15 protein-coding genes, 1 tRNA gene and 2 pseudogenes are annotated in these 22,787 nt (G+C 32.2%); 9 read left to right on the top strand and 9 right to left on the bottom strand.

Going from position 1 to position 22,787, the window contains the following annotated elements:
• Nucleotides 1-590: 590 nt before the first annotated feature.
• The 3 genes and pseudogenes from GA0061080_RS08915 to cmoA all read right to left on the bottom strand — a co-directional run.
• Nucleotides 591-6,611 (bottom strand): alpha-2-macroglobulin family protein, encoded by a 6,021-nt coding sequence (locus GA0061080_RS08915; RefSeq protein WP_091124353.1) that lies wholly within the window; start codon nt 6,609-6,611, stop codon nt 591-593.
• A gap of 559 nt (nt 6,612-7,170) precedes the next feature.
• Complete coding sequence (gene cmoB / locus GA0061080_RS08910) at nt 7,171-8,139, bottom strand: tRNA 5-methoxyuridine(34)/uridine 5-oxyacetic acid(34) synthase CmoB (protein ID WP_091124350.1); 969 nt, start codon at nt 8,137-8,139, stop codon at nt 7,171-7,173.
• Between the two features lie 37 nt (nt 8,140-8,176).
• Nucleotides 8,177-8,899 (bottom strand): annotated as a pseudogene (cmoA, locus tag GA0061080_RS08905) (carboxy-S-adenosyl-L-methionine synthase CmoA); the annotation flags it as partial.
• 457 nt (nt 8,900-9,356) lie between these two features.
• Here cmoA and GA0061080_RS12590 point away from each other — a divergent pair.
• Nucleotides 9,357-10,136 carry a metallophosphoesterase gene (locus GA0061080_RS12590; protein WP_167349213.1) on the top strand — a complete coding sequence of 260 codons (780 nt, stop codon included), beginning with the start codon at nt 9,357-9,359 and terminating at the stop codon, nt 10,134-10,136.
• 28 nt (nt 10,137-10,164) lie between these two features.
• Entirely contained in the window at nt 10,165-11,247 is a 1,083-nt protein-coding gene (gene rnd / locus GA0061080_RS08895; RefSeq protein ID WP_091124345.1) for a ribonuclease D, read from the top strand.
• A 27-nt stretch (nt 11,248-11,274) separates the two neighbouring features.
• On the opposite strand, the gene GA0061080_RS08890 is transcribed toward rnd, so the two are convergent.
• Nucleotides 11,275-11,967, bottom strand: coding sequence for a 5'-methylthioadenosine/adenosylhomocysteine nucleosidase (locus tag GA0061080_RS08890; protein WP_065635450.1), 693 nt, complete (start codon nt 11,965-11,967; stop codon nt 11,275-11,277).
• A 98-nt stretch (nt 11,968-12,065) separates the two neighbouring features.
• Between GA0061080_RS08890 and GA0061080_RS08885 the strand changes: the two genes are divergently transcribed.
• Nucleotides 12,066-12,836: an SDR family oxidoreductase gene (locus GA0061080_RS08885; protein ID WP_065589815.1), complete on the top strand. Its 771-nt coding sequence runs from the start codon at nt 12,066-12,068 to the stop codon at nt 12,834-12,836.
• A 27-nt stretch (nt 12,837-12,863) separates the two neighbouring features.
• On the top strand, nt 12,864-13,733 hold the full coding sequence (locus tag GA0061080_RS08880; RefSeq protein ID WP_065589816.1) for a co-chaperone YbbN: 870 nt from the start codon (nt 12,864-12,866) through the stop codon (nt 13,731-13,733).
• A 252-nt stretch (nt 13,734-13,985) separates the two neighbouring features.
• Here GA0061080_RS08880 and map read toward each other — a convergent pair whose 3' ends face one another.
• Nucleotides 13,986-14,774: a type I methionyl aminopeptidase gene (gene map / locus GA0061080_RS08870; RefSeq protein ID WP_091124343.1), complete on the bottom strand. Its 789-nt coding sequence runs from the start codon at nt 14,772-14,774 to the stop codon at nt 13,986-13,988.
• 221 nt (nt 14,775-14,995) lie between these two features.
• On the opposite strand from map, the gene rlmC reads away from it, so the two are divergent.
• The 3 genes from rlmC to GA0061080_RS08855 all read left to right on the top strand — a co-directional run bounded on the left by rlmC (nt 14,996) and on the right by GA0061080_RS08855 (nt 18,731).
• Nucleotides 14,996-16,138, top strand: coding sequence for a 23S rRNA (uracil(747)-C(5))-methyltransferase RlmC (gene rlmC / locus GA0061080_RS08865; protein WP_091124339.1), 1,143 nt, complete (start codon nt 14,996-14,998; stop codon nt 16,136-16,138).
• Nucleotides 16,139-16,390: 252 nt separating this feature from the next.
• Complete coding sequence (gshA, locus tag GA0061080_RS08860) at nt 16,391-17,959, top strand: glutamate--cysteine ligase (RefSeq protein WP_091124335.1); 1,569 nt, start codon at nt 16,391-16,393, stop codon at nt 17,957-17,959.
• Nucleotides 17,952-18,731, top strand: a complete 780-nt coding sequence (locus tag GA0061080_RS08855; protein WP_091124332.1) for an endonuclease/exonuclease/phosphatase family protein — start codon at nt 17,952-17,954, stop codon at nt 18,729-18,731. Before gshA ends, GA0061080_RS08855 begins: the two co-directional genes overlap by 8 nt.
• Here the strand turns inward: GA0061080_RS08855 and GA0061080_RS08850 are convergent.
• From GA0061080_RS08850 to rnhA, 3 genes and pseudogenes are all read right to left on the bottom strand, one after another.
• Nucleotides 18,712-19,947 carry a transglycosylase SLT domain-containing protein gene (locus GA0061080_RS08850; protein ID WP_091124328.1) on the bottom strand — a complete coding sequence of 412 codons (1,236 nt, stop codon included), beginning with the start codon at nt 19,945-19,947 and terminating at the stop codon, nt 18,712-18,714. The genes GA0061080_RS08855 and GA0061080_RS08850 overlap by 20 nt on opposite strands.
• A 42-nt stretch (nt 19,948-19,989) precedes the next feature.
• Nucleotides 19,990-20,717: pseudogene (gene gloB / locus GA0061080_RS08845) on the bottom strand (hydroxyacylglutathione hydrolase).
• A 56-nt stretch (nt 20,718-20,773) separates the two neighbouring features.
• Nucleotides 20,774-21,250: a ribonuclease HI gene (gene rnhA, locus GA0061080_RS08840; RefSeq protein WP_091124324.1), complete on the bottom strand. Its 477-nt coding sequence runs from the start codon at nt 21,248-21,250 to the stop codon at nt 20,774-20,776.
• A 194-nt stretch (nt 21,251-21,444) separates the two neighbouring features.
• Between rnhA and dnaQ the strand changes: the two genes are divergently transcribed.
• A complete protein-coding gene (dnaQ, locus tag GA0061080_RS08835; protein ID WP_091124321.1) occupies nt 21,445-22,179 on the top strand; it encodes a DNA polymerase III subunit epsilon in 735 nt (244 codons plus the stop codon).
• 117 nt (nt 22,180-22,296) lie between these two features.
• Nucleotides 22,297-22,373 (top strand) — tRNA-Asp (locus GA0061080_RS08830).
• Between the two features lie 49 nt (nt 22,374-22,422).
• On the opposite strand, the gene GA0061080_RS08825 is transcribed toward GA0061080_RS08830, so the two are convergent.
• Nucleotides 22,423-22,787: tyrosine-type recombinase/integrase (locus GA0061080_RS08825; protein ID WP_167349212.1), on the bottom strand; the 365-nt coding region annotated here is incomplete at its 5' end.

The following is a 22,787-nucleotide window of genomic DNA, read 5'->3' as shown; positions in this document are numbered from 1 at the left end:
TGTTTAAAATCATCTGTGAATGTTCGTCTTTTGCGTTTAATCTTATTCATATTTGTTCCTTTTTTAGTTGTGATAAGTTTACCTTACCCCTTAAAAAAGTTGTATGAATTAGTGTAGCCTATCCATTCATATTTGTTCCTTTTTTAGTTGTGATAAGTTTACCTCACCCCTTAAAAAAGTTGTATGATTTAGTGTAGCCGATCCATGAATAGGTAGGTAATCCGAAAGCGTGGTTCTGATTAAATTCAGTTCCAGTAATTATTAACGGTAAATAGCAAGAGCTTGAACTGCCAGTTAAGTCAAAGTGATCAGTTAGCTACAAGAGAACTAGAGAAATCAATTTGATAAAACTAAACAACTTAATATTTTTATTACTCAATAAACTAATTTAAGTAAAGATAGACTGTAGCCAAATCGGTAATTATTACCTTTTTTATGATATTTTTTCCTATTCATTATGATCTTTAAAGAATAACTATTTGTTATTTTAAAATTAATTACAGGAATTAGTCGTATTATTTAGGGAAATTTGACAAATATAAAAAACGGGCCGTAAGCCCGTTTCAGTGATTGATTAACTGTAAAAACAACTATTGTTGTGGGATTATACTTATCTTTTGCCCACCTTTTGATACAGCTTGAATATCACGATCATACATTGCTTCACCAAATGCAGGGGGAATGCTATAGGTTCCTATATTGGTTGCTTTGATTTGATAAGTGAATTTCTGTATTTTATTATTATGTGTTGAACCATAAATGATAACACGATCTTCACGGACATCGGCATATTCTGGATACCAAGTATCTTTACCTGTTTTTATTGCAATTGGCGAAATCCAACCATAATAACCACCTTCTTCATAGTCTTCATACTCTTCATCATCACCTTGCATATATTCATCATCGTTATCCTCTTTAGGGGTAATTGCTTGTTGTACAACTTCAAATCCAGCTGGTAGTAAATCGACAATGGCAATGTTAGTCATACCCTCATTAGCTAGAGCACGAATTTGGACTGTCACATTGATTTTATCACCAAGCTTGACTTGCTCAACAGGCTTGCCATCAAGATCTGTGTATTCACGATATACTTCAAGACCTCTTTTAATTGGTTCGTTAGGTGGAGTTTTGTCATATCCTTGTTCAGAAACCATATACCAAGTAGGCAAATTTGATTGATTTGTTATGTCAATTTTCGCATCTTGAGCATTAAACAGACCTTTAGCCAAAATACCATTTAAATTTGCTATAATTCTTTGATTTTTTTCATCTTTAGAAATAGCTTTTATTAGGAGCATATCATCAGATAAATTTGAGTTATCGATACTTAATGAATAACTACTTAAAGCCAGTATTGTCATTGCAGCTGATTGAGTAGTATATTTTTGTTTATTAAGCATGATAACCATATTTTCTAGCGCTTGTGCAGGAATATCTTTTGCTTTTTCAGGAAAATGTTTGCTAATTAAATAGATTTTTCCTGCATCAACAACTAGTGGGTCATAATAGTTGTTGGTCCACCAAGCATAGTTATATGCAGTTTCTAACTGTTGCCAAACTGGTTTGATTAATTTATTTGCTTCTTTATCCATTTTTAGCATCTTGTAAGATGAAGCGAGGTACATTGCTGTAATATCTCTTTTCCATGAGTCATTTTTACTATTAAGCTCGTTAATAGCAGAAGCTAAATAGCTTGTTGTTACTTGATTTTGCCTTGTTAATAAGTAAATAGCATAAGAACGAACTCTTAAACCATAAGTACTGTTACTACTAGATTCAGCAATTTTTTGTAAATATTTATTAGCATTATCAAGCATTTTTTGGGGAACTTTATAGCCCATTTCTTTGGCTTCAAGCATAAAGTTTACTGCATATAATGTGATAAATGGATCAACATTGTAAGTTGAATACCATAAACCAATTGCACCTTCACTATTTTGGCGAGATTGCAGCACTTGGAATAATTCTGATAATGGAGCTATTCCTTCTTTTGAGGCCAGATCAAATTCCTTATATTTACTAGCGATCAAAATAGGAATCGCACGACTAACAATCTGTTCAGAGCAATAATGAGGGTAATCCTGTAAATAGGTACTTAGTCCCTTACTTAATATAAATGGTGAATAAGACGCAGCTGCTTCACGTTTACTTAAGTTACTATACATGTCTCTAAAATCAGTAAATGCTTGTTTATGATCTGCCATTCTTCCCATTCTGGTAATTAATCTGTATTCAGTTAATGGTCTTATTGAAAGGCTAACATCACGTGTGATTGTTATATCATTATAGTTGGCTGAAAAGTGAAGATCGCCATTGCCAAGTTTATCAGTTGCCTTAAATCTAAATTTTAAAACTCCCGTTTTAGCATTAGCTAATTCAATAGTTTTTTTATTGTTATCAATAATTGATAGATTAGGCGTGGTTGAAACTTTAACATCAATTGGAATAACTTTATCGCCAATATTTTCAATCAGGTTAGTTACATTGAGTGAAACCTCAAATTCATCATTTGGTGCAGCAAAATATGGAGCGTTAGGTTGTAAAACAATATCATTATGTACTGTTGTTGACATTTGTGTATGTCCCATTGTTTTGTCACCAACTGATACTGCCATGATACGAATTTTGCCATTAAAATAATCAGGCACTTTGTATTCAACGGTTTTATCACCATCGACATCAATGATACCTGACCAATAAGCTACTGGTTCATCTATTTTCCGTTTAAATGGATTTAAATGATTTGATAAGACATCATCATTATCACCATCACCACCAGGTGCTGAAGCTGTTATTAAATGTCGAAATTCTGGCAATATAAGATCTAAAATTTGCGAAGTTCTTACAGATAGTGCTTTTTTGCGTAAGAAGCTATTTAATGGATCTTTTAGTTTATAATTTGAGACCTGCAAAATCCCTTCATCTACAGCAAATACAACTGCTTTTTGTGGCGTATTTGTGTGTATTGTAATTGGTAGTGTATCTCCTGGTTTTATTAGTGATGGAGCTTGTAATACGATTTTATCGTTAAATTGCTCATTTGAAATTTTGAAAGGTATAACACCGTAACTAAGTGGACTCATAAAAATTTCATCTGAATTTGGATCACGAATAAATTGGACATTAATATAACCATTACCACCAATGTCTTTTGGTAGGGTTATTTTTTGTATAGAGCTTGTCGTATCTGTATGGAACCACTTCCAAGCATACACTTTGTCACGCTCAATAGTAATAATACCACTACCTACATAAGGCGCAGTGATTGAAACTTCTATTTCGTCACCAGGATTATATTGTGCTTCTTTAATCTTTAATGAAAGCTCCGCATTACGATCTAAATCACGAGTAACATTCCCTTTACCTACAATAGAGTATTTGCCTTGGTAAAGTAATTCGTCATCATCATTTTTGATTTGAATAATATAGTTACCAGGATTTTTACTATCTAATTGATATCTAGTTTTATCTTGATTAATCTTAAATGGTTGTTCTAATAGAACCGATTCTTTACGGCGTGATTCATATTTATAAACCCCTGAAGGCTGTTTGACTAATACCGATAGATATTTTTCTTCAATTAAAACAAGTTTTAGATCAGATAACTCTATTTTTTCTAAAGCCGGATTTATCGCTATAAAATCAATATGACGGACTGAATCTCTGTTAATATATCTTAAATTTCCATCCGCTTTTGCACCAACTAAATAATCGTTTGGTGATATAAAGGCACTTGCAGTTGCCGCAACGCTTCGTCCACTATCAGGTTCAAAAACATCAGTTAACATTCTTAATGTATAGTTGCCTTCAAAGCTTTCCATATTGTCATTAAGATTGATTTGTACTACACCGTTTTCATCTGTTGTTTCTTCATCTAATTCAACTTTAAAACTATTTCTTTCACCAGAAATATTTTGGTAGAAATAGTAATCTTCATATTTTTTGAAATAAGGTATTGATGGTTCAAGAATTAATGTATTTGTGACTCGACGATTAGCAGCATCGGTACCAAATAGATTTTTTGCTTTAATTTCAGCTTGGATATTTTCAGGTTTTAACCAACCATCTCTTATTTCAGGCAACAACTTAAGAGATACAGCAGTTTTATCTGGTTCAAATTCACGAACTACAACCGAACTTGAGCCTAATAGGATTCGCGATTCTTCATCATCATTTTTTAAATATAAATTAATATACCAATCACCAGTAGGGGATTCATAGTTAGTTTTATAGCTAAGTTCATTAAAACCTGACTTATTTAGTACAATCGATTTTTTGAGTACTAAATTGGATTTTGGATCGTAAATTTCTGCTTCTACGGTAATACCCTCTAAGGAATTAGTCCATTTTTGAGCTCTAACTATGGTACCTATATGGAATGTGTCGCCAGGGCGATAAATACCTCGATCTGAAAAGATGTGAGATCGTAACTCCCCACCTTCAAGAGTTTCACGAATGCCACCGATATCAAAACGAGATAGATTTAAATTTCTTTCATAACTTTTGATTGGTAAAAATGATAGGTCACGATCTTTTTCAACAACAAATAAAAGTGGTTTAATACCTTTATAATATTCAGATAAGGATGCAAAACTAACATGCCCATTACTATCAGTTGTTTTAGATGTAATGGTGAGACCATTCATTCCTAAAACTGAAACTTTTGCTCCTCTAATTGGATCTCCAGAATTTATAGATTGAATGAATAGATCATATGATTGGTCAAGTGATTTTTTGGCTATAATTCCTAGATCGGTAACGACAATAAAGCGAGAAGCCATAAACTCATATTTAGTATCTTCTTTATCTTTTCCATAAAGTCTTAATAAGAAAACACCACGATTCTTATTGCCATTTGTGTTAGCAGTTAAGTAACGAGTTAAATCGACATTTGTGTATTTAACTTCTTCAGGAGCCCCGGTAAAGTCTTTAGTTATGGTATATTTTTCAACAAAATGATCATTATCTAATTCACCAAAATTCATATCCTCAAATTCATAGCTTTCATTAAATGCTACTAAATGTTGAAGCTGTGAAGGGATAACACGATCTATTTCTAACTTCATTTGCTCTACATTGCGCGATACTATAGGTAGTTTTTTCTCACCTGATAAAGATAATAATGATCCAGACGCAGCAAAATCAAGATAAGTTGGGTAATTAGGAACTGTTAATATTGTCTGATAATCTTGTTTTAAAAAATACCCTTCTTGAGAAGATAAAGGTTGGTTAACTTCAATATATACTTTTGAGTTTTGTTCAGTTTTAAATTCAAAACTAATTTGATTCTGGTAAGCAAGTTCAGTATCAATTGGTTTCATTGATATTGGAGTTGCTTTTTCGAGTATTTTTGGCGTTACATTGTATTTTGTTTCGTATCTACCAGATGATCTATTGTAATAGCTTTCACTATAAGAATCATTTTCATTTTCATTTTCAGGTAATTGCCAAACTTTGATTGCTTTCGATACATCTTCAGATTTTACGGCATGACTTAATGATAAAACTAATACCTGCTGTATTTTTTCATTGCTTTTTTCAACCAATGTAAGCTCTGCTCTTGTAACACTTAAATGATATTTATCTGGTACAGTTACACTATTAGTTATATCATCATTCATTGAGTTACCACCTAAAGTTGATCTAACCCCCTTGTTAATTGTTATTTTTAAATAACCTTCTTTATCAAGTAAGGGAATAGGTGCGCTCTTTATATATGCAATTTTGTCATTATTGCCATAGGTTATAGTAAAATCGACATGGTTTAAGAATTCATCATAGTTTTTTTCGTATGAATTGTCAGATTTCTTCTCTTTTTCATAAAGCGATAAAACAATATTTTTTTCAAAGCTTTGCCTATCAACAGGATGACTAAATTGGATTGTATTTATGACGTTCCTAACATTAGTTTCTGTAGGATTGGAATAAAGCTCACCTCGATTTTTGAAATTATATTCGAAATCAGGAGAAACAAAGGAGAAGGTTTCACTATTTTTTTCTAATTCGCTATTTTCAGCCAATAATTTTGACTTATCCAATATGACTGTATATTCGATACCAAGTGGCCACTTTTTCTCTTTTGGTGTGAATTTTATTGTTGAATTGTTTGACCATACCCATTTCCCCTCAATGTTTGGTGAAATAGTAACACCTTCTGTTATTTCATCTTTATTGATTGATTCTAGGGGAATTGGTGGGCGTTGAGCACCTGTAAATTGGATATATATATTATCATTACTTGTATTTGCTGGGATGAGTTTAGCTGAATAGGTATTTATTACTACAGGTGCTGGTTCAATCGGTTTTGGACGGTTTAAATACCAATGATAGGCATAATTACCAGAAAAATAAGCAATAAAGCCCAAAATAATACTTGTACCAATTAATGTTTTTATTTTTTTTAATGTAGAGCCTATTGCATAGTAAAACCTTTTTGCATTAGGTAGCCAGTTTGGTGTTGACCATTTAATATCACCGATAATTGGACTAAATAACCAAAAAAATCCTTTTATTAAAATGAATAAAAAAGATATAAAAGAACTGATTATTTCCCAAACTTTTTGCAGAATATTAAATGGTAACTGCAAAATAAATTTAAGCAACCTCATTGTTTTTTCCTACTCCTAATATGTAAATTTGAAATTAAATTAATTATAGTTATATTCAAAATATTTTTTATCCTGTGAAAGCTTCTGAGAAAACTTTTTATCGTTTGAACTTGATAATTAGCACTAATTTTATAAAAAATATAACCAATATAACAATATGTTATAATAATCATTATAAAAAATCTACTTGTAACATATTCAGATTTCATCAAAATAAAATACTTTTATAATCACTATTTCAATTATTTTGAATTGAAATAGTGATAACATAATGAAGAATATTTTCTATTAGGTTCTAATAAATTTCAACGTATCATAAATTTATTGATTTATATTGAACAATATTTTTCTCACTTATATCAGTAGAGTAGTGATTCGGTCATTTAGCAAATGAACAGTTTTCATTACCCTAACAATGAAATATAAGCAATACGGTAGTTTTCTGCAGGTAAATGATTGGCAATATTTGTGTAAAGATTAAGTCATCAAGCTTAATTAAGGCTAAATCAGAGTTATCCATAATATTAATCGATAAACACAATATTCATCCGGCTATTTCTCATTTTTTAGCAATAAAAACAGCCCGAATTGGAGCAGGGTAGCCTTCAATAGTTTTACTTAAATCATTTGGATCTAAAAAATCAGCTAGTGAATCAGAAGTCATCCATTCTGTTTTTCGCTGTTCCTCTAAACTCGTTGGTGATATATCGACCATTTTTACGCCCGAAAATCCACATTTGCATAACCAGTTAATCATTGTTGGAACGGATGGAATAAAGTAAACATTACGCATTTGTGCATAACGTTCCCCTGGCATTAATGCTTGATGTAATTCTCCATCAATGACTAACGTTTCAAGTACTAATTGTCCACCTTCAACTAATTGATCCTTCAATTGGAATAAATGGTCAAGTGGCGATCGACGATGATATAAAACCCCCATTGAAAATATGGTATCAAAAGCATTAAGTTTAGGGAGATGTTCAATTCCAAGTGGTAATAAATGTGCTCGTTGATCGTTACCTAGTAGTTTACGAATAGCCTCAAATTGGCATAGATAAAGTGCCATAGGATCAATTCCGACCGCGAGTTTTGCTCCAGCACCAATCATTCGCCATAAATGATAACCACTGTTACAACCCACATCTAAAACAATTTTATCTTCTAAACAATCAATATGATTAATTAAGCGTTCCCATTTCCAATCTGAACGCCATTCTGTATCAATATCAATTCCATACAAGTGAAAAGGACCTTTGCGCCATGGCATCATATTTTTTAATAATTGTGTTATCCTTTGCTGTTCACCTGTAGAAAGAGGCTCTTTTGATTTCGCTGTGACACTATGTAATAAATCAATTTGATAAGGGGAGATGGATGGTAAATGTTTAATACTGTTTAGCCATTGATTAAAGCGACTATCTATGTTTTGTTTTTGCCAATTTGCGAGTTGTGCAGGTAATACTTCAAGCCAGCTACTAAGTCTATTTTTTGCGATAATCTGGTAAAAATCACCAAAATCAATCATTCTGTTATCCTTTATCAATTACGCTTAAATTAATCTGTTATTTTATGGCAATAATAGAGCCAAAATTAAAACATTGGAACCAAGTGTCAATGTGTTTAAAACCAGCTTTAGATAGTCGCTGTTTATGTGTTTCGATAGTATCTGTTAGCATGACGTTTTCTAGCATGTTACGTTTTTGACTGATTTCAAGCTCACTATAGCCGTTAGCACGTTTAAAATCATGATGCATATTAAATAGTAATTCATCAATGCAGGTATCACTAAAACTAAATTTTTCAGATAGGACTAAAATGCCATTTGGTTTTAACGCATTATAGATATTATTTAAAACACGTTGGCGATTTTCAGGAGTTAAAAATTGTAAGGTGAAGTTGAGTACAACCATTGATGCGTTTTGCATGTTAATATGGCAAATATCATCACAAATTACATCTACAGGTGTGCTTGATTTGTAGGATTCAATATGCCGCTTACAACGTTCAACCATTGGCTGAGAATTATCAACCGCAATAATATGGCAATTTTCTTGATTGACATTGCGTCGAATAGATAATGTAGCAGCGCCTAATGAACAACCTAAATCATAAATCATTGAATTGGCTTGTACAAACCTTTCAGCTAGCATGCCGATCATCGAGATAATATTAGAATAACCAGGGACAGAGCGCTGAACCATATCAGGAAAAACTTCGGCAACTTTTTCATCAAAAGTCCAATCTCCCAATTTTTCAATAGGTGTGATGAATAATTGGTCTTTTTTGATATCCATAAAAGTTATTGGTACGATAAAAAATAATTCTGTTATTATATCATTTTTATATTCAATTATTCTAATAATTATGGGCTTTATTAATTTTGCTGTTCCTTTTATAGCCATTACTATCTGTATTTTAATATCCGTGTATTTAGGTAAACGATGGTTATTTTGGTTTAATTTTCATTTAACAGGTTATTGTAAAATCATCTATTGGGTGGTTGTTGTGAGCGCGGGATTATCATTCGTGTTTTCTAGGATATCAGACGGCACTATTAATAAACTATCCCTGCTTTTTAATTGTATTTTTGCGGTAATGCTGTGTAGTATTTTTACCCTATTGATTTTTGATGCAATCTATCTATTTAGTAAATTATTTAGCAAAAAAAAATTAAAACCTAATTTGTGGCTTAAAATTGTTTATATAAGCGTTGTTTTGTCACTATTTTATTGGGGGCATGAGATGGCAATCAGTCCCAAAACCGTTTATTATCAAGTAAAAATTGATAAACCTGCCCATGTTGCACATTTACGTATTGTACAACTTAGTGATATTCATATTAATGAATTAACATCGACTGAATTTATTCAGCACATGATTGATAAAGTAAACCAATTAAATGCTGATTTTATTGTCATTACTGGTGATACACTAGATAAACGTTTAGCGCCTTTTATTGAACATGATTTTGATAAGCAATTGCAACAACTAAAATCAAAATACGGTACTTATATTATTTTTGGTAACCATGAATATTTAAATACTAGAAAACAAAATAATCGTGAAGAAGATATTATTCACGCTTTTGAACAAGCAAATATGAAAGTTTTGAAGGATGATATTGTCTATCTTGATGATCTGGGTATTACACTAATTGGGCGAGATGATTTTTCTTCTGCACTTTATGATGTGAAAAGATCAACATTAACTGAGTTGATGATGTTTGCAGATACAAATACACCCGTTATTTTATTAGATCACCAACCAAAGGATCTTACTGAACCAGCAAAGTTAGGTGTTGATTTAATGATTTCTGGGCATACGCATGCAGGACAAATATTTCCAATCAACCTTATTGAAAAACTAATGTATAAAAACGTTTATGGTTTGTATCAAAATAAAGATAATAATTTTACTAGCATAGTAAGTAGTGGATATGGTTTTTGGGGACCGCCTATACGCTTAATGACTCGTTCTGAAATTGTGGTGATTGATGTCGTATTTAAAAAAAGTACACAATAAATAGATTTATCTAAATAGGAATTTTACTTTGTCTTATAAACTTATTGTTAATAATCATCAACTAGGTGAGTTTTGTTCAAAAATCGAAAAAAGCTCAGCGATTGCATTAGATACAGAATTTGTACGTATGTGCACATTTTATCCTCATTTAGGACTATTACAGGTCTTTGATGGAAAACATGCCGCATTAATTGATCCAATCACTATCAGTGATTGGCAAGATTTTTTAACTATCTTAAAAAATCCTAAAATTGAAAAGTATTTCCACTCGTGCAGTGAAGATATTGAGGTTTTTCTTTATTACTTTGGAATGGTGCCGACTCCTATTATCGACAGCCAAATATTGGCTTCTTTTTTGGATAATCCGTTAAGTTCTGGTTATGCCAGTTTGGTAAAAAAATATTTAGATGCAGAGCTTGATAAGAGTGAAACTCGAACAGACTGGTTAAAACGACCATTAACCGAAAAACAGTGTGAGTACGCTATTAATGATGTGTTATATCTTTTTCCATTAGTAAACATTCTAAAATCACAATTAACCGAAAATTATTATTTGCAAGCCGCTTATCAAGAGTGTCAAATGGCGGTGGCTCGTAAATGTACAGTGATAGATCCAAACAACGCTTATCTAAATATTAAAAATAGTTGGCAATTGAAAGGGAAAAGCCTAGGTCAATTGTATAAATTAGCAAGTTGGCGATATAAATTGTCCAAAGAGCAAGATATCGCTTTAAATTTTGTTATACGTGAAGAAGTTTTGTGGAAAATAGCACGTTATTTACCATCTTCATTAGCTGAACTTGATAAATTAGGGATGAAAGGTAAAGAAATTCGCTTATATGGGCAAAAAATTCTCGATATTTTATCTGAACCGATACCCGAGGTACCACCTATTAGTAGAATTAATACTTATCCCGATTTCAAGAAGATCTCGGATGAATTAAAAAAAGCGGCTCAAATCATTTCATCAAAAACAGGGCTTAATCAAGATTTGTTACTTTCACGGCGATTAATCAATCAATATATTAAATGGAAAATTGATAAAAAAGGTGACGTACCAGAAATATTAACTGGTTGGCGTCAACCTTTGTTTAGTGAATATTGTTTGTGACATCAGTATGCTATTTTTGAAAAGAGTTTAGGCTAGCTCGCTTAACATTGATTCAACAATTAAGGACGATTGTGTGGCTGCAAGTTTTAAAAATGACTGAAAATCCATTGCAGATTCATTATCACCATTATCTGAGATTGCTCTTACCACTACAAACGGTACTTTAAATAACCAGCAGACATGCCCAATTGCTGCGGCTTCCATTTCTACCGCTATGGCATTTGGAAAGGTTTGTTTGATTCGTTCTAATGTATCTTTACCATTAATAAATGCATCACCACTACCAATTGATCCTTCAACTGCATTAACACCTTGTTTTTTTATACATGATTTGGCTAATGATTGATATTGTTGGCTTGCTTCAAATACAACTGGGCAACCGGACATTTGCCCTGGTTTATAACCAAAAGCGGTTAAATCGACATCATGATAAAATACGTCTTTTGATACGATAATGTCACCAATATTGAGTTCGGTTGAAAGTCCTCCAGCTGAACCCGTATTAATAACGGCATCAACCTTGTAATTATTTAATAATAATGTTGTGCCTGAAGCTGCGGCTACTTTACCAATGCCTGATTGAAGTAGAACTATTTCACAACCGGCAATTTGACCAAGGTGAAAATCACAACCTAAATGGTGTTCAACTTGATAATGGGTAATTTTACTTTTTAATATGGCAACTTCTTCTTCCATTGCAGCAATAATAGCGATTTTCATACGATCCTCTGGCTTAGTTTGGGTAACTTCTATTTAAGTGTGATATCATAATTGCAGAAGATTAGCTTGACAATATATGAATAAAACGGAGATAAAAATTGAAAACAATTTTTATTACAGGCTGTTCAAGTGGAATAGGACTTATTTCAGCCATTGCATTAAAAAAACGTGGTTATCGCGTTATTGCGTCTTGTCGCAAAAAGTCTGACCAGCAAAAATTAATTGAACAAGGATTTGAAACTGTATTACTTGATTTAGATAATCCTGATTCTGTTCATTTAGCCGCTAAAGAAGTGTTAACTATGACAGGCGGACAATTATATGCATTATTTAATAATGCCGGCTTTGGAGTATATGGGCGATTAGCAACAATTAGCCGAGAGCAGTTAGAGTCTCAATTCTCAACCAATTTCTTTGGTGTACATCAGTTAACTCAGTTACTACTTCCTGCAATGCTTGCAGAAAATGAAGGACGTATTATTCAAACCAGCTCAATTGTTGGCATTGTTGCCACTCCTGGTAGAGGAGCTTATTCAGCAAGTAAATATGCTTTAGAAGCATGGTCTGATGTACTAAGATTAGAATTAGCTAATACCAATATCAAAGTTAGTTTAATTGAACCTGGACCATTAAAAACGTATTTTTCAAATAATGTTAATCAAATAGAAAAAGAAAATATTGTAAAAAATCCACCTATTGCCAAACGATTTACGTTACCGCCAGAAGCTTTGTTACCTTACTTATTTCATGCGCTTGAGCATAGAACCCCCAAAATACGTTACAGGGTAACAAAAGTAACAAAAATAGCGGCTATTGCTAAACGTTTGCTTCCTGATAGATTAATGGATAGAATTTTAAAAAATAAATAATGAATCAAAGTATTCTTAGGACATAATATGCAAAATCAATTTATTTTTGATGTTAATGAACAAAATATTCAAGAGATTATAAAAAGATCTTCTCAATCCCCTGTGTTGTTTTATTTTTGGTCATCAAGAAGTCCCAATTATGAAGCAATGACTCAAACTTTAACTAAATTAGCTAATGAACATCATGGTCAATTTATTTTGGCAAGTGTTAATTGCGATGAAGAGCAAATGCTGGCTGCTCAATTTGGTTTGCGGGCCATTCCAACTGTTTATTTATTTCAAAATGGTCAACCTGTTGATGGCTTTCAAGGTCCTCAATCCGAAGAAACCATTAAAACTTTTTTAGAAAAAGTGCTACCAAATGAAGATGAGCTTAAATTAATTGAAGCACAAAATTTATTTCATGAAGCTAAATATGAAGAAGCATTACCACTGTTACGGCAAACCTGGAAATCACTAACCGATCATTTGGGTAAACCAAGAACCGATATTGCATTAATGCTAATAAAATCACAAATTGAACTTAAACAGCTAAGTGAAGCAAAAGAAGTGCTGGCAACTATTCCGCTACAAGATCAAGATTCAAGCTATCATGGATTACAAGCCGAAATTGAATTACTTGAACAAGCGGCTAATTCACCAGAACTACAACAATTACAGGCAGAATTTGCTCAACATCCTGATAACGTTGAACTAATGATTCAATTGTCTTCCCAATTAATGCATGTAGGACGTCATGAGGAAGCATTAGAGTTGTTGTTCAAACCATTGACAAAAGATCTTAATGCTGGTGACGGGCAAGTGAAGAAAACATTACTCGATTTATTGGCGGCATTAGGAACAAGTAATCCGTTAGCTAGTAGTTATCGACGTAAATTGTATACTTTATTATATTAAGATTTATGAAATTTAAACTGGAACGAATTTTTAAGCGTTTACTTATAGGTTTATTGTTTTTGCTAAGTATAAACAGTGGGTTTGCTATTATATGTGCTTCTTATGTTCGTTCTCTAAAAAAAGATATACATAGAAGTAAAATCGATGAACTAAATAAAAAATTAGCACAAAAAAATTCGAATATAAAAATTATTGATAGAGACTTATAAAGTTAAACGATTCAACAATAAGCTATTGTTGAATCGTTTTTATTTAGTGTTCAATAATTCGAGGGAAGTTTTCATTACTACGCAATGTTAAGACTTCAACTCCATTATCAGTAACTAAAATAGTATGTTCATATTGAGCGGAAAGTCCATGATCTTTGGTTTTAACTGTCCAGCCATCTTTCATGGTACGAGTACGCCAATCACCCGTATTTATCATTGGTTCAATGGTAAAGGTCATTCCTGGTTTTAAAATTACACCGCCGTCATCAGCATCATAATGTAAAACTTGAGGTTCGTCATGATAGACTTCACCAATACCATGACCACAGTATTCTCTAACAGATGAAAATCCAAATTTATCAACATGTTTTTGAATGGTTTTACCAATTTCTTTTAGACGGATACCTGGTTTTATAATTCTAATTGCTTCATATAGACTTTCTTGCGCTACTTGACACAGTTTTTCACCAACAATTGTCGGTTTACCTGCTATGTACATTCTGGATGTATCACCATGATAGCCATCTTTAATAACTGTCACATCAATATTTAGAATATCGCCATCTTTTAACTTTTTGTCAAAACTTGGAATACCATGACAAACCACATCATTAATTGAAATACAACTGGTGTGTTGATAACCATGATAACCAATATTAGCCGGAATAGCCTTTTGGACATTGACGATATGGTCATAACAGATTTTGTCTAGTTCACCTGTAGTAATACCAGGTTTAACATAAGGCTCTATCATTTCTAAAACTTCAGCAGCGAGTTTACCTGCTATACGCATTTTTTCAATTTCAGCAGGGGTTTTTAACTTTATAGACATTAATTTTTTCCTTTAATATTAATGACAATATCCTATCATACAGCACTATTTCGTCAAATTATACCAGAGAATTAATTATACCTTTTTCTTATATTCCTATAATTTTTTTGTAAAAAAGTTTCAGGAAAATATATGTTTTAGTATAAAATTCAAAACTATTATTATATTCGTTCGATATTCTGTATATAATTATACCCATTATAAAAAAGGCTTTAATCGCAATGCAATGTCGCTTTTACCAACAAAAAAAGTGTTTATCTTGTCAATGGATTGAACATCCTTATCATGTACAACTGGCAGAAAAACAAAATAAGTTATTACAACAATTAATCCAATTTAAACCAAACAAGGTTGAAGAACCTTTTGCTAGTCATGAAACCGCTTTTCGTAATAAAGCAAAGATGGCAGTGTTAGGTAGTGTTGAAAAGCCCGTTTTAGGTATACAAACGGGGAATGAGGCCGTCGATTTATGCGATTGTCCTCTTTACTCAAACAGTATGCAAAATATCTTAAAACTTGTTCGAACTTTCATTCGTAAACAAGGGCTTATTCCTTATAATATTAATAAGCGTAAAGGGGAGTTGAAATTTGTTATAATTACTGAAAGTAAAATTGAGAGTACGAGCAACTTTATGTTGCGATTTGTTTTAAAATCACACAAGTTTGTTGCTAAAATAAATGATTCTATTAAACAATTACAAGACAAAATTCAAAACTTAGACGTAATCTCGATAAATATTCAACCAAATCATGCGGCTATTTTAGAAGGTGAAGAAGAAATAGTCTTAACTGATAATTCATTTCTTCCGATAACTTTAAATAACACTCCTCTTTTTATTAAACCTAAAAGCTTTTTTCAAACAAATCCATATGTTGCCAGCAGCCTTTATAAAACAGCAAGTGACTGGGTCACAGATTTACCTATTCATTCTATTTGGGATATGTTTTGTGGGGTAGGTGGTTTTGGGTTAAGTTGTGCTAACCTTGTTGCTGAGAAAAATATTAGCCTTACAGGTATTGAAATTAATTCAGACGCAATAGAGTGTGCAACTAAATCAGCAAAAAAATTAGGTTTTAAACAATTAAACTTCAAAGCATTTGACGCAACACAATACGCTACAGCTCAAAAAAATGTACCGGATTTAGTTTTACTAAATCCCCCAAGACGAGGGGCAGGTAAAGTACTTATGCAGTATTTGAAACAAATGGCACCTAATTATATTATGTATTCAAGTTGTAACTTATTTTCATTAGTTGATGATTTAATGTTACTGCCAAATTATCAAATCCAAAAAGTACAATTATTTGACATGTTTCCGCATACTTCACATATGGAAGTATTAGTTTTATTGCAACGATTATAAATAAAATAGATTTATGATAAATATTATATGTGCTATTTCCTATCCATGAAATAGCTGTTATTTTTTTAAGTTGCCATGTATTTAAGATCGAATTTTTTGTAATAAAAATAGTAAATTATAGTTTTTAGGATTGCTATATTACGGCGTATAATACTAATTTATTCCAAGTGTTGTCATAAATTAGCCCATCGCATAATTTTAAATTATGTTAATATAAATATTAAATAACTACATTTTAAGGAAGCGCAAAATATGATTCCTGATGTCTCAAAAGCACTTAGTTGGTTAGAAAAACACTACACCATTTTACAAGGTATTCAACGTGGTATTGAACGAGAAACTTTACGTATTTTGCCTGATGGATCATTGTCAAAAACGCCATTTCCTTCAAAAATTGGTGCTGCGTTAACCCACCCTTGGATAACAACTGATTTTGCCGAATCAATGTTAGAATTTATCACGCCAGTTAATACTAATATTGATTATATGTTGACGTTTTTGCGCGATTTGCATCGTTATGCTAGCGTAAATATTGGTGATGAAATGATGTGGCCTTTAAGTATGCCTTGTTTTGTTGCAAACGAAAAAGATATTATTCTTGCTCAATATGGTACTTCTAATGAAGGCCGCTTTAAAACGATTTATCGTGAAGGATTGAAAAATCGCTATGGTGCAATGATGCAGACCATTTCAGGTGTTCACTATAATTTTTCACTACCAACCGCATTTTGGCAAGCAAGAGAAGGGGTTAAAAATACCGAAGAAGGTAAAGCTGTAATTTCTGAAGGTTATTTTACCTTAATACGAAATTATTATCGTTTTGGTTGGGTTATTCCTTATTTATTTGGTGCATCGCCATCAATGTGTTCTTCATTTATTCAAGATCCAGTTAAAGCACAAGCCTTTATTGAACAAACAAATGGCAACTGCTATTTACCTTATGCAACTTCTTTAAGATTAAGTGATATTGGATATACAAATAATGCTCAAAAACAGCTTGGTATTACTTTTAACCATTTGGAGACATATGTAGAGGGTCTAAAACGGGCAACGCGCACAGAGTCTGCAGATTTTGCTAAGTTGGGAATTAAAGTGGATGGGCATTATCGCCAATTAAATGATAATGTATTACAGATTGAAAATGAGTTTTACGCACCTATTCGACCTAAACGAGTACCAATGGCAGGGGAATCTCCATCGGATGCACTTTTGCGTGGTGGTATTGAGTATATTGAAGTAAGAGCATTAGATGTTAATCCATTTTCGCCAATAGGAATTACTGAAGATCAAATTCGTTTTATAGATCTATTTTTAATTTGGTGTGTACTAGCACCTGCACCAGAGATGAGTAGTAAAGAACTTGAATGTGCTAAATTGAATTGGAATAGAGTCATAATAGAAGGGCGAAAACCAGGACTTGAGATCGGTATTGGTTGTGAAAGTAATCGAGAGCCATTATCTAAAGTTGGTCACGAATTATTTAAAGATTTGTTACGTGTTGCTGATGTTTTAGATCATCAAGATGATATGCAACGTTATCGTAATGTTTGTGAACGTCTAGATTTAATGTTTGATCAACCAGAATTAACTTTATCAGCAAGAACATTGCAAGCAATAAGTGATTTAGGTACAGCTGAATTTGGTATAGCTTTAGCAAATCAATATAAAAAACAACTTATGGTAGAACCTTTAGCATTATTAACTGAAGGTGATTTTGTACAACAACGCAATTTATCTATTGAGAAACAGGTAAAGAAAGAGCAGAATGATACTCTATCTTTTGATCAATATTTAAAAAAGTTGAACGATAAAAATGTTTAAAAAGCGCTGTTATACTTTACGATATCAGGCAAACAACAAAGTTGAGTTGATTTTTCCTTATCAACAAATAGCAGTAAATAGACCGTTAATTGATCAAACATCGTTTTCTATTTTAGTTTGGAATATTTTTAAACTAAAAAGGGCTGATTGCATTGATATACTCAAAAACTATGCTGATAAGACTAAACTTATTTTGTTACAAGAAGCTCAAACAACATCGCCGTTACTAAATTTTATTTCACAGCACAATAAAATTGCGGATCATGTTCCAGCATATTGTTTTAATGATATTTATGCTGGAGTCATGACAATTTCAGATTCATTACCAACCTCACTTTTTTCTTTTAGAGAAAAAGAACCACTAATCCGTGTTTCTAAATCTGCTTTAGTCACTATTTATCCTATTAGCAATTCCAAGCAGCAGTTATTAGTTGCTAATATTCATGCTGTAAATTTTAGTATTGGCGTAAAAGTTTATCGTCAGCAAATACATCTGCTATTAAATCATATAAAAGAGCATACTGGTCCAGTTATTTTAGCGGGTGATTTTAATGCATGGAGTCGGCAACGATTAAATTTATTGTATCATTTTGTTCGTTCAATTGAACTTAAGCCGGTTAATTTTTTAGTGGATTCTCGAAAAAGATTTATGGGCAGACCGCTTGATTTTGTGTTTTACCGAGGATTACAACTTAATGCGGCTGAAATTATTAGTACAACCGCATCAGATCATAATCCTTTATTAGTGAATTTTAGATTGGATTTGCATTGACAAGATTAATTGTCAATATATCACCTTCTTGAACTCTTGAATTCTTTAGATTATTCCATTGTAATATATCGGTAATTTTCACACGATAGTTTTGAGCTATAGAGTAGAGGCTATCTCCTGCTTTAACAAGATAAACAATCTTTTTTACATTTTTGGAAAAACTATCCTTACTTACTATACTGTTACTTTGAATAAAACTTGTTCTAAATTCAAACGCCATATTAGAACGAGGAGTATCTTGTAAAAGTTCTGTAATTTCATTCACAACAAGGTTTTCTGCTTGTAGCTTTTTGAATAAACTTTTAGCATGAGCATAAGGAACAAGCAAATGGAAAGGGCCATTTACTGTTTGTTGCACATATCCAGCATTATAAGTAGCTAACTCATCAAGTGATAGTTCTGAGTATTTAGCAATTTTAGCAAGAGAAATATTCTTTGATATATCAATTCTAACGAGTGAATTTTCATAATTACAATCAGGTAATTTAATTCCATATCGTTTGTTATTCTTAACAATATCAATAATTGCTAAAATTTTAGGCACATAGTGCATAGTTTCTGTTGGTAAGTCTAGCGACCAATAATTAATTGGTAAACCTTTAGCCTGATTTCTCTCAATGGCTTTTCTTACTCGACCTTCACCTGCATTATAAGCAGCCAAGGTTAATAGCCAATCACCATCAAAACGCTTATTTAAATTTTGTAAAAGTGAAATAGCTGAATTAGTCGATGCGATTAGATCTCGACGAGCATCAAACGAACTACTTCGCTGTAGTCCATACTCTTTAGCTGTAATAGGAACAAATTGCCATAATCCTGCAGCTTGAGCAGAGGATGTAGCAAGTGGGTCATAAGCGCTTTCAATAAGAGGAATTAAAGCTAGCTCCGCAGGTAAGTTATTTTTATGAAGCTGATTAATAATGTAATAAACATAAGGCTCTGAACGTAACGCAACGGCTTCAAAACCTTTAGGATTACGTAATAATCGCTCTCTTTCAGCTTTAACTCGATCATTCTCAGGAATATTGGTATCTATCTGATTAAGCATATATTGCCACGGATTTTGAGTGATAGATACATAACTACCAGAATTATTTCTGTTATTAGCTGTATTTTTAGAATATTTTATTCTAACAACAGGATTATATCGTGGTCCATGGTGATGGCACGCACCTAAAAATAAACATAACACTGTAAATATTAATAACTTTTTCATTGTTTTCGTAAGTTTTTACTCAAATTAAGTTTGGCATTATACCTAAAAAATGTCTTTTTGGCTTCTAAAAAAAACAAACAGCTCTAATTCATTGTTAAATTTGAATTTATTTTGTAACTGTTGTTCATCAAATCTTAAAAATAAGTTAATTTTTTTTCTTTAGACAAAATAGATGGTAATGTTATTGGTTTTTTCGAAATCAAATCTAAATAATCTTTGATGTTTTTATCATCGGGCAGCATTTGCAGAGAAAATGCTAAATTTGATAAAGTATATTCATGACTTGCACAAATTAAAGTATCATCAGGTAGCTGTTTTAATTGCTTTAAAGAATCTAACATTTGTTGATAAGTACCTTCAAAAACCCTTCCACAACCAGCCGAAAACAAAGTATCACCAGAAAACAAATAGGGGCTACAATAATAAGCTAAATGCCCAAGAGTATGCCCTGGTACAGCAATTACATCAAAACAAAAATCACCAATATCAACTTTATTTTGATTAATAAGATAATTAATTGGTAAATCGATCTCATTGGGGCCGTAAACATCAATGTTTTGATATTGTGCTTTTAATTCGCACACCCCACCAGTGTGATCAATATGGTGATGTGTAAGTAAAATTCCAAGGGGAGATATTTTATGTTTGTTTATATAATTAATTACAGGTTTGGCTTCACCAGGATCAATAATTATGGCTTGATTGGCTGAATTGGTTAAAATCCAAATATAATTATCTTTTAAAGCTGGAATGCAATGAAGTTGATGCATATTATTTTTACCATTATTTATGAATAGTCGATTTAAGCAAAAACCTTTTTATTTTATTAATTATCCTGCATAGATTGTTCAAATACAGTATCTTGCAAAGTAGGAGATTGAGCTTGTGTTTTGGCTATAATGTCGCAACGTTCGTTTTCAATATGGCCAGCATGACCTTTGACCCAAATCCATTCAATTTTGTGAGTTTGTACTACTTGATCAAGTCTTTTCCATAAATCAACATTTTTTACAGATTTTTTGTTGGCTGTCTTCCAACCATTTTTTTTCCAACTATGGATCCAATTGATAATACCATTACGCAAATATTGGCTATCAGAATACAGTTCAATTTGGCAAGGTTGCTTTACTTGTTCTAAAGCGACAATTGCAGCTAATAATTCCATACGATTATTTGTTGTTTTAAAAAAACCTTCAGATAATATTTTTTCGGTTTGTTTATATTTTAATATAGCAGCATAGCCACCAGGACCAGGATTACCAATACATGAACCGTCTGTATATATTTCGATTTTTTTTAACATGTTGTTGAGTCTTTTATAACTATTTAGGTTTATTAATTATCTCAATTAAATGATAAGTTAACGTACTTTAATTTGTTTACCATTACTTTATAAATTTAGTCAATTTTGGTAGATATCAACATTAAAGTGTTTTAGTGCTAGACTATATCATTAAAAATGTTTTTCCCCAATTATTGATATAAAAAGAGAAGAAAGTGACACATAATTATACACGACAAATCGTTTTAGATACTGAAACTACAGGTATGAACCAAGAAGGTAATAATCATTATGAAGGACATAAGATTATTGAAATTGGTGCTGTTGAAATTATTAATCGACGATTAACTGGTAACCATTTTCATGTTTACATAAACCCCGAACGCTTAATTGATGAAGATGCATTTAAAGTGCATGGAATCAGTGATGATTTTGTTAAAGATAAACCTATTTTTAAAAATGTCGCTCATGATTTTATTAAATTTATAGATGGTGCCGAGTTAATTATCCATAATGCATCATTTGATGTTGGTTTTATGGATTATGAATTTCGTCTTTGTGGTCTGGATTTTAAAACAGCTGATCATTGTATTATTACTGATACCTTGGCTATGGCAAGGCGTTTGTTTCCAGGTAAACGTAATAATTTAGATGTGTTATGTGAACGCTATCAGATAGATAATTCTCACCGAACATTGCATGGCGCTTTATTAGATGCTGAAATTTTAGCTGAAGTTTATTTGGCCATGACTGGGGGGCAAACGACTTTATCTTTTAGTTCCGAGGAAAATAATTTATCTTCATCTGAACCAAATGCAATAAAAAGGATAGAGCGTAGTGGTACACCTTTAAAAGTAATAAAAGCAACGGAATATGAACTTTCTGAACATGAATCTGTTTTAAAAAAAATTGATAAAAAAAGTGGTGGAGCATTGTGGAATATAAATTAATGATTGTTTTGTATTCAATTGATCGCATATTTTAAAAAATTTTATTGACGAGAATAAAAATAATCTTTAATATCACGCCTACTTTAGCGTTTCAACGTTAAAGCTATCAAATAAAGCGGAGCGGTAGTTCAGTTGGTTAGAATACCTGCCTGTCACGCAGGGGGTCGCGGGTTCGAGCCCCGTCCGTTCCGCCAATTCTTTAAGAATATCAAACGATTAAAGCACTCCACGAAAGTGCTTTTTTTATTGTAATACTCTTTGTGTCAAATTTGTGGCACTTTCTGATAACGCATTTTCCGAAGCTACCAGCAAATGCCTAGAAGATAAGTGGGCATATCTTCTAACTGTATCAGCTTTACTCCACGCTCCTAAATCTTGTAGTGCGTGTGGATGAGTGCCATTCATGGAGTGTCTGCTTGCCCAAACATGCCTTAAATCGTGAAATCTAAGATGGGATAGGCCAGCTCTTTTACGAGCGTTTCTCCATGCTTTTGAATTAGCACGTTTTATTGGATTACCTTTGTAAGTAAAAACATTGGTTGGGTGTTTGCCTTGCAAATTTTCTAAAACATACAATGCAACGCTGTTTAATGGAATACCAATCCCTT

Origin of the sequence: Gilliamella intestini, from assembly GCF_900094935.1 — a bacterium.
Taxonomy (GTDB): Bacteria; Pseudomonadota; Gammaproteobacteria; order Enterobacterales; family Orbaceae; genus Gilliamella; species Gilliamella intestini.
The sequence above is the reverse complement of the archived record's forward strand: the minus strand, read 5'-3'. Positions and strand labels throughout refer to the sequence as shown.